17 protein-coding genes are annotated in these 16,652 nt (G+C 35.7%); 6 read left to right on the top strand and 11 right to left on the bottom strand.

Annotated elements, in window-relative coordinates:
* The first annotated feature begins 81 nt into the window (after positions 1–81).
* The gene (locus tag IJF99_RS00585; RefSeq protein ID WP_292790646.1) at positions 82–666 is read left to right on the top strand and encodes an Hsp20/alpha crystallin family protein; all 585 of its coding nucleotides are present in this window, start codon (positions 82–84) and stop codon (positions 664–666) included.
* 32 nt (positions 667–698) lie between these two features.
* On the opposite strand, the gene IJF99_RS00580 is transcribed toward IJF99_RS00585, so the two are convergent.
* Positions 699–1,709, bottom strand: a complete 1,011-nt coding sequence (locus IJF99_RS00580; protein WP_292790643.1) for an SIS domain-containing protein — start codon at positions 1,707–1,709, stop codon at positions 699–701.
* 91 nt (positions 1,710–1,800) lie between these two features.
* Between IJF99_RS00580 and IJF99_RS00575 the strand changes: the two genes are divergently transcribed.
* On the top strand, positions 1,801–2,427 hold the full coding sequence (locus tag IJF99_RS00575) for a DUF447 domain-containing protein (RefSeq protein WP_292790641.1): 627 nt from the start codon (positions 1,801–1,803) through the stop codon (positions 2,425–2,427).
* Here IJF99_RS00575 and ade read toward each other — a convergent pair.
* From ade to IJF99_RS00540, 7 genes are all read right to left on the bottom strand, one after another.
* Positions 2,424–4,139, bottom strand: a complete 1,716-nt coding sequence (gene ade, locus IJF99_RS00570) for an adenine deaminase (RefSeq protein ID WP_292790638.1) — start codon at positions 4,137–4,139, stop codon at positions 2,424–2,426. The two genes, IJF99_RS00575 and ade, sit on opposite strands and share 4 nt — an antisense overlap.
* A 2-nt stretch (positions 4,140–4,141) precedes the next feature.
* Complete coding sequence (locus tag IJF99_RS00565) at positions 4,142–5,362, bottom strand: TIGR00300 family protein (RefSeq protein ID WP_292790637.1); 1,221 nt, start codon at positions 5,360–5,362, stop codon at positions 4,142–4,144.
* A gap of 102 nt (positions 5,363–5,464) precedes the next feature.
* Positions 5,465–6,127, bottom strand: a complete 663-nt coding sequence (locus IJF99_RS00560) for a zinc ribbon domain-containing protein (RefSeq protein WP_292790635.1) — start codon at positions 6,125–6,127, stop codon at positions 5,465–5,467.
* Between the two features lie 145 nt (positions 6,128–6,272).
* Positions 6,273–7,088, bottom strand: a complete 816-nt coding sequence (locus IJF99_RS00555; protein ID WP_292790633.1) for a zinc-ribbon domain-containing protein — start codon at positions 7,086–7,088, stop codon at positions 6,273–6,275.
* Between the two features lie 12 nt (positions 7,089–7,100).
* The gene (locus IJF99_RS00550) at positions 7,101–8,030 is read right to left on the bottom strand and encodes a zinc ribbon domain-containing protein (RefSeq protein WP_292790631.1); all 930 of its coding nucleotides are present in this window, start codon (positions 8,028–8,030) and stop codon (positions 7,101–7,103) included.
* A 6-nt stretch (positions 8,031–8,036) separates the two neighbouring features.
* Positions 8,037–8,588: a hypothetical protein gene (locus IJF99_RS00545; RefSeq protein WP_292790628.1), complete on the bottom strand. Its 552-nt coding sequence runs from the start codon at positions 8,586–8,588 to the stop codon at positions 8,037–8,039.
* Positions 8,589–8,821: 233 nt separating this feature from the next.
* On the bottom strand, positions 8,822–9,286 hold the full coding sequence (locus tag IJF99_RS00540) for a hypothetical protein (protein WP_292790626.1): 465 nt from the start codon (positions 9,284–9,286) through the stop codon (positions 8,822–8,824).
* Positions 9,287–9,439: 153 nt separating this feature from the next.
* On the opposite strand from IJF99_RS00540, the gene IJF99_RS00535 reads away from it, so the two are divergent.
* Complete coding sequence (locus IJF99_RS00535; protein ID WP_292790624.1) at positions 9,440–9,718, top strand: winged helix-turn-helix domain-containing protein; 279 nt, start codon at positions 9,440–9,442, stop codon at positions 9,716–9,718.
* Positions 9,719–9,762: 44 nt separating this feature from the next.
* On the opposite strand, the gene IJF99_RS00530 is transcribed toward IJF99_RS00535, so the two are convergent.
* From IJF99_RS00530 to IJF99_RS00520, 3 genes are all read right to left on the bottom strand, one after another.
* Positions 9,763–11,100, bottom strand: a complete 1,338-nt coding sequence (locus IJF99_RS00530; RefSeq protein WP_292790621.1) for an NCS2 family permease — start codon at positions 11,098–11,100, stop codon at positions 9,763–9,765.
* 115 nt (positions 11,101–11,215) lie between these two features.
* Entirely contained in the window at positions 11,216–12,082 is an 867-nt protein-coding gene (gene speB / locus IJF99_RS00525; protein ID WP_292790618.1) for an agmatinase, read from the bottom strand.
* 33 nt (positions 12,083–12,115) lie between these two features.
* Positions 12,116–12,511: a translation initiation factor IF-5A gene (locus tag IJF99_RS00520; protein WP_292790615.1), complete on the bottom strand. Its 396-nt coding sequence runs from the start codon at positions 12,509–12,511 to the stop codon at positions 12,116–12,118.
* A 155-nt stretch (positions 12,512–12,666) separates the two neighbouring features.
* On the opposite strand from IJF99_RS00520, the gene IJF99_RS00515 reads away from it, so the two are divergent.
* Genes IJF99_RS00515 through cfbE form a run of 3 tightly spaced genes read left to right on the top strand, consistent with a single transcriptional unit; the run spans position 12,667 to position 16,400 of the window.
* Positions 12,667–13,128, top strand: coding sequence for an arginine decarboxylase, pyruvoyl-dependent (locus IJF99_RS00515; protein ID WP_292790613.1), 462 nt, complete (start codon positions 12,667–12,669; stop codon positions 13,126–13,128).
* Between the two features lies 1 nt (position 13,129).
* Entirely contained in the window at positions 13,130–14,989 is a 1,860-nt protein-coding gene (locus IJF99_RS00510; RefSeq protein WP_292790610.1) for a bifunctional NADP phosphatase/NAD kinase, read from the top strand.
* Positions 14,982–16,400 carry a coenzyme F430 synthase gene (gene cfbE, locus IJF99_RS00505; RefSeq protein ID WP_292790608.1) on the top strand — a complete coding sequence of 473 codons (1,419 nt, stop codon included), beginning with the start codon at positions 14,982–14,984 and terminating at the stop codon, positions 16,398–16,400. The genes IJF99_RS00510 and cfbE overlap by 8 nt, the downstream gene beginning before the upstream one ends.
* Positions 16,401–16,652 lie beyond the last annotated feature (252 nt).

Here is a 16,652-nt window from a genome sequence, read left to right as displayed (position 1 = left end):
AATTTAATCGAAAAGTTTATATACTAACAAATTGTAATTAAAATATGAAATTTAAAATTCACCTATAGGAGTGTGAAAAATATGGTAGATTCCGAAACTATTGAAACCAAAATTTCTGATAAAAAAGAAGAATTCGAAGAAGACATCGAAGATGAAACCTTCGACGATGCAGACGATTTGAAAGACAAATATGAAGAAACAAAAGAAAAAAGTAAAAATATAGCGGACAATGTACTCAATGATTTATACACAAGTATAGATGAATTCAAAGATTACATTAAAAATGTGCAAAAAAATGCAGACAAAAAATATGCTGACTACAAAAAATCAACTGTTCAAACTTTAGATGTTGATCTCATAGAAACCAAAGATATCTACTACATCAAAGCTGCAGTTCCAGGCGTTACAAAAGAAGATGTGTCTATTGAAGCTGGAGACAATGACATCAGCATTGAAACAACCTTCAAACCATACATCGAAGAATTTAAAGACGATGAAACCGCTGAAGTAATCGCATCATCCATCAAATCCGGAAGATGTGTTAAAACCATCAGATTCGAAACCAGCATTGATTTAGAAAATATCACTGCAAAATTCACTAACGGAACAGTTATCATAACCATTCCAAAGTTAATAATCCCAAAACATAAAGTAAATGTAGAATAGATTTCTACATTTTATCTCTTTTTTTAAAAAAATTAATATCTGACTTTACCTATGTGCCTTGTAGCACCAGGATCTTCACCGTTATAATGCGCCAAGTAATATACAAACCATTCTAATGGAATAACCAATATGAATGGAGACAGCAATTTATCCACATCAGCATAATCCTTTAATTCATAAAGAAGTATTTTCAGTTTGAGGTTTTCTGAAAAGTCAATGGCCTTCTGAGTGATTTCATCGGATTCGAAATCTGATTTTAAAAATATAATTGGAACATCCTTTTCAGCGCGTTCAATAAGACCGTGCCTGAATTCAGCGGAATATTCAGGACAGGCATGTTTTATTGCACCTTCCATAAGCATGGTCATTGCAAGCTTATAAGCAAGACCGAAGTTAGGTCCGCTGCCCAAGCAATAAAAGATATCCTCTTTTTTAAAGTCCTGTGCCAGCAACCTGTTGTCATATTCCGTGGTTTTCAATAACTCCTCAAGGATATCAGGCATTTCACCCAACTGTTTTAACAAAGTGTCCTTTCCTTCATAATCACTGGCCGCAAACAATATCTGATATAGGCAAGCGAGTTGAGTTATATAGGTTTTTGTTCCTAAAATCGCCGTTTCTGTTTCGCATCTTGTTACAATTGGAGTTTTAGCTTCTTTAATCATTGAACTTTCAGGTTCATTAGAAATGGAAACAGTATGTACGTTGAATTCATTAGCCCTTCTCAGTGAAGCAAGGGTGTCTGCTGTTTCGCCTGATTGGGATGTGAATATCGCTAAGGAATTTTCATTATCGACCAGTTTTTTGTTATAATAGAATTCATAACCTGTATAAACTTCTATATCGATATTGGTGCTTGACATCCTTATAGCGTCCCTTACACTATAACATGTTGAAATGGAACTTCCGCAGCCGATCAGATAGACCTTGTCCACTTCTGAAATCAATTTTGAAACTTCCTCCAATTTAGGCATTTCACTTTCAAAAGTCTTTCTAAGGGAGTCGGGTTGTTCCATCATCTCATCATACATTTTATATTTCATAAGCTTAAACTCCTTAAAATTAAATATTATAATTAATATATTGTTAATTAAGATATAAAAAGGTTCTTAAACAAATCAGATAATGATTAAAATGAAAGCGGATTTAAATTTAATGGGAATGGAAAGGGGCAGGCAATACGAAACAATCATCACTACAAAAAATGCTGACGGCAGTAAAAATGCCGCACCTATCGGTGTAATATGTGCCGGTGAGGATAAGGTAATCACCCGAATTTTCAAGGGAAGCCATACCCTAGACAATATGGTCCGCGAAAAGGAGTTTATCGTGAACATCACACATGACCCTGAATTATATACCGTTTCACTGCTTGGAAATTTGCCTCAAGAATATTTCAACGACGATTATTCACTGAAATGCGTTGACGCCTATTTTAAATGCGAAACTATTAATTTTACAGAAGCCGTAAAACAAAGCGACCCCATCAAAAAGAAAGAAGAAGCAATCGTTATCAAATCTGAAGTCAGGGACATGGTCATTAGAAAAGAAATTAAAGCAATGAACCGGGGTTTCGGATATGTCATTGAATCCCTAGCCAACTTAACACGTTTTGATTTGGTTGGCGATGCTCAAAAGGAAATATATATAACCCGCTTTAAAGAAGCAAACCGCGTTGTTCTGAAAGTCGGAAGAAAAGAAGATATTAAAGCAATGCATGAAATAAAAAAAGAATTAATAAAAAGAGGTTATGACCTCTAATTAATAATCACGTCCATAAATTCGAAATTCTCTCCATCGAATAATCCTTTGTCGGAAATCTTAATTGACGGAATAACAAGCAATGCCATGAATGCCATTGTCATGAACGGAGCTTCCAACTGACAGCCTAACGCTTTTGTCATGTCATGGAGAACGCTTAATTTTTCAGCAACTTCACCTGCATCATTGTTGGACATTAATCCTGCAATAGGAAGAGGCAATGAATCACAGAAGTCTTCGCTTACAACAGAAATTCCTCCCTTATCCTCAATTACCTGATTGGCCGCCTGAGCCATCATTTCTGAGTTATATCCCACAACGATAATATTGTGAGAGTCGTGAGCAACTGATGAAGCAATAGCTCCTTTTTTAAGTCCGAATCCTTTCACAAATGCATTGGCAACAGTGTTTCCACCATAACGCTCGACAACTGCTATCTTCAAAACATCCTGTAAGATGTCCGGCTGGACAACACCATCCAGAACTTGCAATTTTGCGGTTGTTTTTTTGGTTAGCAAATCACCGTCAGAGCATTCAATCACATTGACTTCACATTCATCCCCGTCATAAGGTATATCGAAATCTCCGGCGGTTTTTTTAGATACATCCATTGTGTTTTTAGGTTCGATTTCCGGAACATCGAACAAAACGTTTTCTCCGTCGAAAACGCATTCTCCTCCAATGTATGTCGCTAAAACATTACAGTCCCATATGCTGTCTACTATTATATAATCCGCTTTTGCACCGGTTATAATAGCTCCGGAGTTTAAATTGTAGTGATAAGCAGGATTGATTGTTACCATGTGAATGGCTTTTAAGATGTCAATCCCTAAACTGACTGCCTTTTTGATGGATAAATTAAGATGGCCCTTAATCAGATCACTTGGGTGCTTGTCATCACTAACTATAAAATCAAATAGCGGGGAGTATATTTTTTTCTCGAAAATGTCCCTGAATAGAAGACTCATAGGACTTGGATTTTCAAGCAGTGAATTGCCTTCCTTTATATTGAAAAGTCCTTCCATATCCATGGCAGATGAACCGTCACGAACCATGATTTTCATACCTTTAATCTTTTTCTCAAGAGCTTCGAAAACATTGCTGCATTCATGGTCTGTACTTATACCCTGTGCAAGGTATTTGTCCAAATCTCCACGGGAAAGCAGCGGCGCATGACCATCAATCGGCTTTCCATATTTTTTCGCCAAATCCAGTTTTCTGATTACTTCCTCATCACCGTTTATTACACCAGGGAAATTCATCATCTCACCCAATGCAACAATTTCATCTTTTTTAAGCAGATATTCAATGTCTGATGAGTCTAAAACGGCACCTGAAGTTTCAAATGAAGTGGCAGGCACACATGAAGGTGCTGTGAAATAAAAATTGAAAGGAACTTGCTTTGCATTTTCAATCATTGCTTCAATACCTTCAATTCCTAAAACATTAGCTATTTCATGAGGATCGCAAACAACACCAGTAGTTCCGTGACGCACTGCAATTTTAGCAAACTGTGCAGGAGTAATCATACTGCTTTCAATGTGTATATGGGAATCTATGAATCCCGGAATCATTAATCCTCGAACATCAACAAGGGTGTTCTCGTCAATTGAAATTGGAGTGACCTCCTTGAATATGCCGTCTTCAATTGTGATTCTTGCAGGATGAATAGTGTCAGTTATCACATCCAGAATAAAAGCTGTAAATGACATGGTCAGTCCTCCTGTAATGCATTATAAAGCAATGGCAGAAATGTGCCTATGTCTGTAACAATTCCAACCACCTGTGCGCTTCCCCTGTCTGACAATTTGGTAACAGTGGAAGGATTGATGTCAACACAAATACTTTTGACGCTTGAAGGAAGCAGGTTACCTGTTGCGATTGAATGGAGCATGGTGGCAATCATGATAACCATGTCGACTTCCTGGGCATAATGCCTCATGAGCTTTTGTGCCTCTACAGTGTCGGTTATGACATCAGGCAAAGGTCCGTCATCACGGATTGAACCGGCCAGGACATATGGAACATCATTTTTAATACATTCATACATTACCCCGCCTGTCAAGGTACCGTCTTCAACCGCGTTTCTAATGGATCCTGAATTGTTGATTCTGTTGATTGCCCTCATATGGTGAGTATGGCCATGAGCGACAATCTTGCCTGTTTCAACTTCAATACCCAAGGAAGTGCCGAATAAGTCGGATTCAATATCGTGAGTGGCCAAAGCATTGCCTGCCATGATGACATCAATATAACCTTCCCTGATAAGTGAAGCCAAGAACTTGCCCGAGCCGGTGTGGATGATTGCAGGCCCGCCAACGATACCTATTTTACCGCCTTTGGCTTTGATTTCTTTCATTTCACGGGCAATACCATTAATAAGATTCATCAAAGGCTTTTCAGATGACACTTCACTGTTCATGAATTCGAACACCTGCTGCTCTTCACGTGACCTGTGAGGCGGTGTAACCCTGACACCGTCAAGACCTACAACGATTTTATCTCCAGCTTTTACATCAGCAATTGGTTTAACAAATGCTCTTTTAGCCTCTTCATCAACAACAACAAGACAATCCATTTCAATTTCTTCAACTGGTATCCAATTACCGTCATAAAATATGTGAGTGGTATGATTGGATGATGAATAAAATCCTTCAGGAGCAACCTTATCCTTGGTTGATGCAACAAGATTTACTTGCTTAATCTCATCGATGGCTGCACCTAGTACAGACAGTTCATCCAAGATAGATTCTAAAAGTTCGGGAGAATCTGCTGAAACTTCAATCTTTGCATGACTTACATCTGATTTCTTGCGTCCAACATCAATTTCCAATATATCAAATTCTCCGCCTTTGTCCATAATAATTCCCATTGTCTTGGTTAAAGTCAATGAATCAATAATATGGCCTGAAAGCTCAATAGTTCTTTTATTCATAACAATATGCTCCATTTTTAGTTAATATAATAATTATGTTCTTGGTGATATTTAATGGTATTGTTATGGTTAAAAAAAAGAAAAGAATGAAAATAATGAAGATTATTTTCTTAATGCTTTAAATGCTTTTAAACCAGTGAATGAAATATTTTCTAAATTAATTTCTTTATACTTTCGTTTATAGAACTCATCTTCATTAAAAGTACCCTTTTGTTTTTCAGCATTTATTTCATCCACTATTTTATTAACAATATTAATATAAAATTCTACCGATTCATCATGCCCCATGTCTTTTGTAGGAACATAAACTGCAGCCATTGTCGCTCCAATTGCCCCTCCTCCGATTGAACCCAGTTTTTCGCGTTCTAATGCTAAAATCGATTTTACAAATTCATCATCGATTAAGTTATAAACCTCTAAAAATTCAGGTTCATTTCGTGCATAAAACTCTATGGACTGATTAGTATTTTTACGCTTAATATTAGCGGTTTTTTCATAAACAATATCCATAGATTTACTTTTACCCAATATTTTACCAAATTTTCCGGAGATTTTATCATCAACATCAATTAGCTTATCTAAAGTAGAATCAGAGCTATCACCGGATTGACCATTATCATAACTCAAAGATAGATTTTCTTCCTTTCCATTGCCAATTTTTGTACCGCAATTAGGGCAAAAAGCACTATCCCCAACATCATATCCACAAGTAGGACAAACTGATTTAGGAATTTCATGTTCTAATTTTGCACCACAATTAGACAAAAAGCATTATCTCCAATCCTATCAAAACCACAATTGGGACAATTTACCATTATTTTCCACTTCCACTAATTTTGTTTTCTACAAATCCGTTTTTTAGTTTAGAAAACTAAAATTTTGATTCTCATAAACTTCTTCAAGTTTAAAATCATAACATTCCTTTAAAATTATCAGTTATTCCGAGAATTGTTTCTTTAAGGTATATGTTTGAAATATATGCCATGACTATTCCTAAAACAACTATTAAAATCAAATGTCCTCCGAAAAATCCTTCGTAAAACCCTGCAACAAAAGCACCGTAGGTAAATTGAACTAAAGGAGTTTCTAAAAGACCTAATAATAATCCGACAATTAAACCAAATACAATTGCATTTGCTTCATTATCAATAGCCGCACCAAAAAATCCTGCAGACAAAATGATTGCAATGATGAACGATAACCATGAAAAACCAATTAATAATCCTATGAATGATAATATTAATGCTACAACTAAAGCAATTAATGAAGGTTTTATTAAAGTGTTCAAATTGATTTTTTCTGCAAAAGAACTTGTAGAAACTACTTCGTGTTTAGTTTTTTCACCTGTAACTAAATTTGTACCACATTCTTCACAGAAAGTTACATTATCTTCAATTTCAATACCGCAATTAGGACAAAATTTTTTATTGATTTTCTGTACATTATTAACCTTTGTCCCACATATTGAACAAAATAAAGTATTTTCAGGCAATGTAGCGCCACAATTTTCACATTTCAAGGATGAATCTTCCTCTGCTTTAACTTTAGCACCACAACTCGGACAGAAAGAATTACTTTCACTTAATTCAGCACCGCAATTACTGCATTTTTTTGTAGAATCTGAAACAGGTTTTATTTCTTCAGATTTAACAAGATTGCTCCCGCAATTAGGACAATTTTCCAAATCTTCAGAAATGTTTATTCCACAATTACTGCATTTAACCATCTAATCACCAGATTATCCGAATAATAAATCCTGTTTAAGTTGATCAAATTCCTCTTGAGTTATTGCGCCACTTTCAAGCAATTCTTGGAATTCTTTTAATTGTTGTGCTTTAGTAGGTTCAGCAGATTGATTTTCAACAATTACTGTTTGAGGTTTATCTTTTAAAGATTCATATAAATCTACTAAATCCTGACCAAATTCATAGCTTGGCAATCTAATTTCATAAGAGGTATTGTCGACTAATTTTATTAATAGCCTATCGAACATGTCCGCACTATCATTGTTTGCAACCATGTCCTTAAATCTAGTTGCCTTAAGAGATTGAATTTTATTTTCAAGATCTCTTCGAATATCATGAGGAGAAGTCCAAGCCCTTTTAGTAATATCTTCATATCTGCTGTCATCACCAAGTCTTTTTGTTACTCTCATTGAAACAATTTTATCAAAATAGAAATTGTTTATTCCTGCATTTACTTTTTCGAAATCCCTATTATCAATTTCCATGAAAACAAATTTATTTTCTTTAATCAGGAAAAATCCATCAATCATTGTTTCATTACCAATGTATAAATTAGGATTATATCCTGAAACCAATTTATTAATAGTTTTGTGTTTAGAAGTTGACTCTTCTAACATGTTAAAACGTTTTACACTGGTTAGGAAATAATCTTCATCCTTGATTCCAAATTCTTCTGCAAGTTTATCGTATCTTGCAAGAACGGCATCACGTCTAGCATTCCATTCCTGTTGTTTAAATGAAACAGAAGCGCCATTATCTAATTTATGACCGCATTCTACACAGAAATTGGTATTTTTATTATTTTTTGTTCCGCATTTAGGGCAAATATCAGATGAAGATTCGAATTTATCGACTTTTTCACCACAATTAAAGCAAAAATCAGAGCCTACAACTTCCGCACCACAATTATTACATTTAACCATAATTTATCACCAATTATTTTGATCTAGGGTTCTTTTGATTTTATTTCCCCATGCATTATCTTCAATATTCTTTACAGTTGAGTCTAAGTTACTTGAAACATCAGAAACAGATGAGTTTAAAGCATTGATTTTATTGTCCATGATATCTATTTCCAGTTTCATGAATCCTTTCTCGATATCAGTGTAGATTTTAGAGTTCTCTTCTGAAATCATTTCAACATCGCTTCCTTCGTTCAGCATGTCCATTAATCTTAAAAATACATGTTCCTGGTGTTGTTTTTCATATTCCTTAATATCTGCAACACTGTAAATCCTATCCAACAACATTTTAAGCACATTAATGAAATCTTCCCTGTCAGAGTGATCATTGACATTGTGTGGCAGGATATCAGTTTTAAGTAAGAATACAGATTGAATGTCATTATCATTTTTTAACACTAAAGAGTATCCTTTGTTTTCAATGTAGACTAATGCAATTGATTGTTTTTCATAGATATCAATTTCCACTTTTGAAAATTCTTTTGGAATTGATAGAAAATCTAGATTACGTACTAACATTTTAACACCTCATTTTTTAATAAAATCCTTAGCAAATTTACCTATGAAATAAATTATGGCCCCGATTAGAATCAGTTTAATCAAAATGAACAATAAACTTCCTAGACCCACAAATATAACTGGAATAAACGTGCCAATAACGGTTATCACAACTATAATAAGAAAAATGATTATGATAATACCTAAACCAAATCCCATATTTTCAAAAAAGTCTATAAAATCCATAATTTACCTCATTTAAATTTAACAGTCTTTGCATATGATTTTAGCATATCAAGGTCATATCCACCGACAAAAACGGCTTTACTATTATCATCATTTCTAACGCCAACAACATATTTCGGCAGATTTGTCATGCCAATGTCATTATAAAACACCAGCATATCCCCATCACTTTCATAAAAATTATAGAGAAATGAAGTCGTCAGCACATGAATAGAATAATCCGCAGCATTTGAGTAGCCTCCACTAACTTGAGAGTCGTCATAATAGTAAACACCAAACTCATCCTCATCAATGACTCCATTAGAATCATCATCTTTTAGGTATTCCTTTGCACAGCCTAATGGCTTATTATCAAAACACCAAGCCGCATCACTGTAATGCTCGCCTTTCGGAACATCCATTGTGAATAGGCCATCAAAATCCTGAGTTTCTGCTGCAAATGAACTAACTGCAGTAATTGCTATTACTGCCAAAATAACGATTAATAGTAACCATCCCTTCTTGATGAATATCCCCTCATTTATTTGGTAATATAACTTTTGTTACACACATAATATAAACATTGCTATTAGCATGCTAATATCATATACATATCTATTAAATAGCCAAAATATATATTCAAAATCATGAGTCAAAAAGACGATATGAGCATCGTATCTTTGCTAGCTCGTTCTAAAAAAAGAATAAACGTGCTTAAATCTTTAGAAAAGGAAGATAAGATACCTTCAAAGATCAGCAAGGATATTGGAGATAACAGCAATCATGTCTCAAAATACCTAAAGACTTTAAAGGATGCAGAGTTAGTAGAATGTCTTAATGAGGAAGACAAAAGATACAGATTCTATAGTATCACAGATAAAGGCAAATATTATCTGGATAAAGTAGAAAAAGATTATAAAGACTAATTTTAAAAAAAAATAAAAAAAAGTTAGACTCATGGTTTATGAGTCTAAAGTCCGAAGAACAGGTATATTATAAATACAATAACCAGTATCCACATACCCCAACCTAACTCTTTTATTTTTCCGCTGGCAAGGCTTCCGATTGCGTAAATAACGAATCCCCAAGCGATACCTAATGAAATTGAGTAGGTTAAGATCATCATGATAATGGTTATGAATACTGATGCCGCAACAACTAAATTGTCCCATTCGACTTCTTTTAATTGTACAATCATCAATATACCCACAATAACAAGCGCCGCACAGGTAACCGGAGATGTGAATAATCCTAATACCAATGGTGCGAAGAATATTGATAATATGAATAATATACCGGTTACGATTGCGGTTAAACCTGTTTTACCGCCGAGACCGATACCAGTTGCACTTTCAACATATGCTGTAACAGTACTTGTACCGAAGATTGCACCGACAATACCGCCAACTGCATCTGCTAAGAATGCATTTTCAATACCCACAGCCTGACCTTCTTCATCAATAAATCCACATTGTCTACCTAATGCCATCAATGTTCCTGTTGTATCGAAGAATGTTACGAATACTAAGGAGAACAGCATCATTATCAAGTTTGGAATGTTTGTAAAGAGTTGTCCGAATCCTCTGGTGAATCCTGCAAATAATGACAAGTCAAAACTGGTTGTAATGAACTGTGCCGGAACAGCAGGCATTAAAATGTCTCCTGTACCATATCCGAGTGCTGTGAATATTACACCAATGATTGCAGTTATGACCAAACCGACAAATACTGCAGCAGGGAATTTCCTTACATATAAGATTAGAGTTATTATAACACCAATCAATGCAAGAAGCGCTGGAGCAGCAACGAGGCTGCCCATTGCAACATAAGTTGATGGGTCGGACACAATAATTCCTGCACCTTTAAGACCAAGGAATGCCAGGAAGAATCCGATAGCCGCACCAATACCAAGTTTCAAATCAAGAGGAATGATGTTCAAAATAGCTTCCCTTAATCCTGAAACAGTAATGATTAAGAAGATTATGCTTGAAATGAATACTGCTGCAAGCGCAGTTTCCCAAGTGTTACCCATAGTTAAAATGATTGTGTATGTAAACAATGCATTTAGTCCCATACCTGGAGCTAATCCGACTGGATATTTAGCAACTAGCCCCATAATTATACATGCTATACCGGAAGCAACTGCGGTAGCAAAGAATACTCCGGTTGCAGGCATTCCACCATCAGCCAAGATTACTGGGTTTACACCTAAAATGTAAGCCATTGCAAGAAATGTGGTGATACCTGCTAGAATTTCAGTTTTAAAATCAGTTCCATTTTCCTTTAATTTAAAAAAATTGTCCAACATATAACACCTCTTCAGAAAAAATATGTTTTTTCTGAGATAGTATTATTTTTGAAAAAAAGTAGTATTAAATTTAACTATAATTTTTTTAACAGTAATCAGAATTGAAAATGAAGTATTATTCGATTAGGGTTAAAAAGTCATAGATTATTTTAGCCGCAACAACTGCAGTGTTGTCACCGAGTCTGTCACTGGCCGTTTCGACAACATCCAAACCGACAACATCCTTATGGGACAATGCCTCTATGATTGTCTCGATTTCAGAAATGAATAGTCCTCCGGGTGTTGGATTGCCCACATTCGGCGCAAATGCCGGGTCCACTACATCCATATCTATTGAAATGTAGATAGGAGTATCAATATTGATTAAGAAATACTCTATTTCATCCATATGCTTGTGGACGGCCTTGTTTTTAAATGTCTGAATGTTGTATGTTGATTTTACATATTCCTCTTCATCCGCAGATGAGGACCTGATTCCGATTTGAACTATATCGACTCCGTTTTCATGAGCCCGTCTCATGACTGTGGCGTGTGAATATTTCTCGCCTATGAACTCGAAAGCTAAATCACGATGCGCATCCAAATGTATCACGGTTAACTTATCATATTTTTCACTTAATGCTTTGATGGCGCCGATTGAAGCGGAATGCTCTCCTCCTATTATTATAGGTTTGAGATTCAGGTTTAAAAGTTCACTGACCGTGTTTTCAACTATTTCACAAGTTGCCTGGCAGTTTCCTGGAACAACATTGACATCCCCGAAATCATAGAAAACGGTTGTCAAATCTTTATTAAAAACAGTATTGTATTTTTCAAAACCAAATGATGCTTCGCGCACAACAATTGGTCCTGAACGTGCACCGGAATGATAAGAAGTAGTGCTGTCAAATGGAACTCCGATTATCCCAAATGAATTTTCTTTTAAATCATCAGTTTCTGCTGAAAATGCAAATTTCCATGGTTCGTAAGTATTTAAAAGCATAATGAATCTAAAAAGGAAAATAAATAAGAGAACTTATGATCCTCTAGTTCTCATTATTTTCATATTTCCCATAGCAACAATATATTCAACTTCAATACCTTCGACAATAGCATCTTTCAAGTCTTCAGGCATTGGTAATTCAATAGTATCGTAATTTTCCATATCCATAATTTGAACAGTGTCTCCTTGAATGGAAATAACTTGTCCTAATCTTTTATCGATGATAGGGATATCTACTTTGTTATCTACAGGTTTAACTAAACTTCTTTTTTGATTATCGAAAACACCTACAGCTTCAATTCTTGCTTTAGCTGCACCGTGTTTACCTGGAGATGAAGTGGTGTAACTGATAATTTTACAAGCTTCTCCTCCTAAAACGATGTATTTTCCAACTTTCAATGTTTTAATTTCTACAACTTTTGTTGACATTAATTTTCCTCCATTTTATATAAAAACCGGTTTTTAATCTTATAATAAGGAATATTATTAGATTATTATAAACTATCTTTTCCATTTTATTTAAAGTATTCGTTTATTAAATAATTAAATACATTAACATACATATTAAATAAATAAGTGATAAAATGAAAATAGCTATCGTATCCGGACATGATGAAGGACCAACAAAATTGAACGCATTTGACAATGCGCTGAGCAGTGCTGGAATAGGTGATGTCAATCTGATAAAAGTATCCAGCATGCTTGCATCAAATACGCAAGTAACCGAATTGCCGAAACTCAAAGCGGGCGCTATGGTGAATTGCGTTTTGTCCGAAGTGACTTCAGATAATCCCGGTGATGAAATAATCGCTGTTATTGCAGTGGCTATTGGAGAAGAATTAGGCTGTGTTGTTGAAACAACAGGAATTAACAGGAATCATGATGAAGTAATTAATGAAGCTGAAGATATGGTCAGATACATGATGGATAAACGGAACGTTGAAATTAAAGAACTGATAGTGGAATATTCCTCTGCAACTGTCAAAAACATCTCATCCGCCGTATCATCAGTGGTTTATCTAGACGACAAAATCATAGAGGGATAATATGGATCGTGAAACAAAAAAAATTGCTAAAAGATTGGCAAATAAAATTATTAAGGAAGTCGGTCCTGCCGTAAGGGAATATGCAGGAACACAGCTTGGAGGAACTGAAATAAAAATCGGTGCAGACGGCACCCCCACCTCCTATATCGACCAGATTGCTGAAGAAAAGATTGTTAACATTCTAAAGAATGCAGACGTATTATCCTATCTGATCAGTGAAGAAATCGGAGAGTTGAAACTGGGCAAGGGTACAAAAAGAATCATCAAATTATCCCATGAACTGAAACGTACCGACTTGACCGAAGAAGAAACTCCAAAATTCATTTTTCTAATTGACCCGATTGACGGAACAAGCAATGCGATTAAGGAAATCCCCGCATATGCCATATCAATTGCGATTGCGGAAGTGAATCAGGGAAGGCTCGCAACATTGAATGACGTGGAACTGGGTTTTGTATACAACCTGGCCAACGGTAACTTTATCGAAGCGGAGAAAGGTAAAGGATGTCATTTAAACAATGAAAAGTTGATTCCGAGCGATAATGTGAAAATAAATAAGATGACCCTTGGAGGATTCACTAAAAGCGGAACATCAGAAGCATCCAAACTTGTTGACCGTGCAAGGCGCATGAGAGTGCTTGGAAGTGTTGTTCTGGAACTTTCCTATGTTGCAAGTGGAAGATATGATGCGTTTCTCGATTTGAGGGGAAGCAGAATAATAGACATAGCCGCAGGAAAATTAATCCTCGATGAAGTGGGATGCATAATTACCGACAAATACGGCCATGAACTGGACAATGTCCTAAGCATCTATGAAAAAAGCATTGTTGTGGCTGCAAATAACAGGGAAATGCACCAGCAGATCATTGATATCCTGAATGACAATCAGGTGGACGTCATCGGCAAAATCGGAATTATCTCAAGAATAGACCAGGACAAACCAATTCTCTTTTCCGCCAAACTGATTGATTACATTCTGACCAATGGCTGTGAAGTAGTTATCGAGAAGCAATTATCTGATAAACTCATTGAACTTAGGCAAAATCCAAAATTGAATGAGATAATTGAAGAGACAAAAGAAATTTACCCTGAAATTGCAGATATGCTTGACGATATTGATTTTAACATAGATTACGCTAAATTGTCCCAGGACCTATTTGATTTTGAATGCGACATGGCCACCATTTTGGGTGGAGACGGCACGCTCCTAAGAGCCCAATCAAGGCTAAAACCTGAAATACCAATCTTTGGAATCAACATGGGAACCGTTGGATTTTTAACAGAAATTGAAGTTAAAGACACATTCAATGCCCTGCATGAGATTTTAAAAGGAAACTATTACAAAGAAAAAAGGACAAGGCTTGTAGTATCCCACGACAATCACGATTTCACAGCAATGAATGAGGTTGTTGTGATGACAAACAAACCTGCAAAAATGCTTCACTTTGAAATCAGAGTTGACGGAGGAATCATTGAAGAGGTCCGTGCAGACGGACTGATTGTCTCCACACCTAGCGGTTCAACAGCTTACTCCATGTCTGCAGGAGGACCTATTGTCGATCCGAAAGTTGCGGGATTCGTCATAATACCAATCTGTCCATATAAACTGGGCGTAAGGCCTTTTGTTGTATCTGACGACAGTGAGATTACTGTCAAACTACTTAAAAAAGGTAAAAGTGCAGTATTTGTTATGGACGGCCAGATTACCGAAGAAGCAGATTACGAGGAAGAAATCAAATTTAAAAAATCCAATAAGGACGCATACTTCATCAGAACTTCCAGCAAATATTTCTATGAAAAAGTCAAGGACAAATTGAAAGAAGGCGGAATCGAAACCAACAATCGGTGCAATAATGAATAATCTTGTAATTGATTTGACACATGGCGGCGTTAAAATAGCCAACAGCCTGGCAAAAAAAGGCAAAAATGTACTTGCTTTCGACCTTTACAATACTTTAAACGACATAGATAAAAGGATGCTTGAGATATACGACGTTGAATTAATTCAGCTTGAGGATTTAGCCAATTATAAAGGGGGTATGTGCGTAATATATCCAATACACATGCCTTTAAGCTTCGATGAGATAAAATCATACAATCCCGATTTGAATTATGCATTCAAAAGTCATCACGAGGCCATCAAGGATCTTCTAAACGATTGGGCAGATGATATTGTAAAAATTGAAGTGACCGGAGTCAAGGGAAAAACAACTTCAGTCTTTATGCTTAAAGAAATACTTCTAGATGAAAACCCGCTGATTTTATCAAGCCTTGGCGCTTACCTCTATGAAGACAAAAATGAACTCATTTTAAAAAAGAACATCTCAATTGCTCCGGCAAACATTAAGGAAACCGTCGATTTAGCCTATAAAGTCGCAAACCCCATCTGCAAAATAGCTGACGGTGTTGTTGAAAGAACAAACCATAGGAAATATAACTGCGCCATCTTCGAGTCATCATTAGGAGTGAGCGGCATAGGGGACGTCGGCCTTCTGTTGAATATTGCAGAGGATTATCCTATTTCCAAAGGCAGAAGCAGTGCTTCTGAAGCCAAAAAACAAGTGTTCAGATGCAAATGCGTCTGCATTCAAAAAGAGGCATTTGATGAATATTACAGCGACATCAAACATGAAAAAACAAATACATTCTCATTGAACGACTCTTCATCAAATCTATTTATCAGGAAAGTGGAATATGACTTGAACCAGACATCCGCAGAACTGGAATACAGGGACGTTAAAACCGTTAACGACAATATGATTTCAGGTGAAATTCGACTGAAATGCTTTGCACCGGGCCCGCACCATATGAGTAATGTTTTGGGAGTCGTCCTAACCTGCCTTAGTCTAGAAATTGATACTGAAAAAATAATTTCAGGACTTGAAAATTATAAGGGAATACCTGGCAGAACCGATAAGAAAACGGTTGAAAACTCAATAATCATTGAAGAAATCAATCCCGGATTAAATACGCAGTCAATAAAAGAATCAATTAACATGATTAATGATTTAAATGACTATTACGTATCCGTCGGTGGAGACTATGGGATTACCTGCGAAGAAATTGATGAGGAAAAGTTGGCGGACTATCTAAATACCCTTGACTGCAATCTCATTTTAACCGGGGATGTGGGTTTGTCAATTTCAAAAAAAATAACCGTACCTCATGAATTCCATAAAGATTACACAGATGTTTATGATTTGGCCATAAAAAATAATAAAAACCTTCTCTTTATCTATAGGTCAGATTACAGGAAACTTTCACAAAGATGATTTTCCAATAAGGATATCAATAAAGTATTTTAATCTGTAATTATAAATTAGAAATATCTGATTTTTAGCATAGGTGTGTGTCAGAGTGGTCAAATGAGATAGGTTCAGGGCCTATTGCTTAGTGCTTCGTGGGTTCGAATCCCATCACACCTACTTATTTTAACCTACAAGACATTTGAAATTAAATTTAGCTATTTTTAAACAAAATTAAAAATTTTCATCAAAAAATTTCAAATCAACAAAGTTTTGAAA

This window comes from Methanobrevibacter sp. (genome assembly GCF_017406825.1).
GTDB lineage: Archaea > Methanobacteriota > Methanobacteria > Methanobacteriales > Methanobacteriaceae > Methanocatella.
This window is presented reverse-complemented; position numbering and strand designations above follow the sequence as displayed.

What these genes read in the sequence shown, in the direction of transcription:
- IJF99_RS00575 (WP_292790641.1), top strand. Translation starts at nt 1,801, where the DNA reads ATGAAAGCGGATTTAAATTTAATGGGAATGGAAAGGGGCAGGCAATAC.
- speB (WP_292790618.1), bottom strand. Translation starts at nt 12,082, where the DNA reads ATGCTTTTAAATACTTACGAACCATGGAAATTTGCATTTTCAGCAGAA.
- IJF99_RS00580 (WP_292790643.1), bottom strand. Translation starts at nt 1,709, where the DNA reads ATGAAATATAAAATGTATGATGAGATGATGGAACAACCCGACTCCCTT.
- IJF99_RS00515 (WP_292790613.1), top strand. Translation starts at nt 12,667, where the DNA reads ATGAAAATAGCTATCGTATCCGGACATGATGAAGGACCAACAAAATTG.
- IJF99_RS00510 (WP_292790610.1), top strand. Translation starts at nt 13,130, where the DNA reads ATGGATCGTGAAACAAAAAAAATTGCTAAAAGATTGGCAAATAAAATT.
- IJF99_RS00520 (WP_292790615.1), bottom strand. Translation starts at nt 12,511, where the DNA reads ATGTCAACAAAAGTTGTAGAAATTAAAACATTGAAAGTTGGAAAATAC.
- cfbE (WP_292790608.1), top strand. Translation starts at nt 14,982, where the DNA reads ATGAATAATCTTGTAATTGATTTGACACATGGCGGCGTTAAAATAGCC.
- IJF99_RS00550 (WP_292790631.1), bottom strand. Translation starts at nt 8,030, where the DNA reads ATGGTTAAATGTAATAATTGTGGTGCGGAAGTTGTAGGCTCTGATTTT.
- IJF99_RS00585 (WP_292790646.1), top strand. Translation starts at nt 82, where the DNA reads ATGGTAGATTCCGAAACTATTGAAACCAAAATTTCTGATAAAAAAGAA.
- IJF99_RS00555 (WP_292790633.1), bottom strand. Translation starts at nt 7,088, where the DNA reads ATGGTTAAATGCAGTAATTGTGGAATAAACATTTCTGAAGATTTGGAA.
- IJF99_RS00530 (WP_292790621.1), bottom strand. Translation starts at nt 11,100, where the DNA reads ATGTTGGACAATTTTTTTAAATTAAAGGAAAATGGAACTGATTTTAAA.
- ade (WP_292790638.1), bottom strand. Translation starts at nt 4,139, where the DNA reads ATGTCATTTACAGCTTTTATTCTGGATGTGATAACTGACACTATTCAT.
- IJF99_RS00535 (WP_292790624.1), top strand. Translation starts at nt 9,440, where the DNA reads ATGAGTCAAAAAGACGATATGAGCATCGTATCTTTGCTAGCTCGTTCT.
- IJF99_RS00565 (WP_292790637.1), bottom strand. Translation starts at nt 5,362, where the DNA reads ATGAATAAAAGAACTATTGAGCTTTCAGGCCATATTATTGATTCATTG.
- IJF99_RS00545 (WP_292790628.1), bottom strand. Translation starts at nt 8,588, where the DNA reads ATGTTAGTACGTAATCTAGATTTTCTATCAATTCCAAAAGAATTTTCA.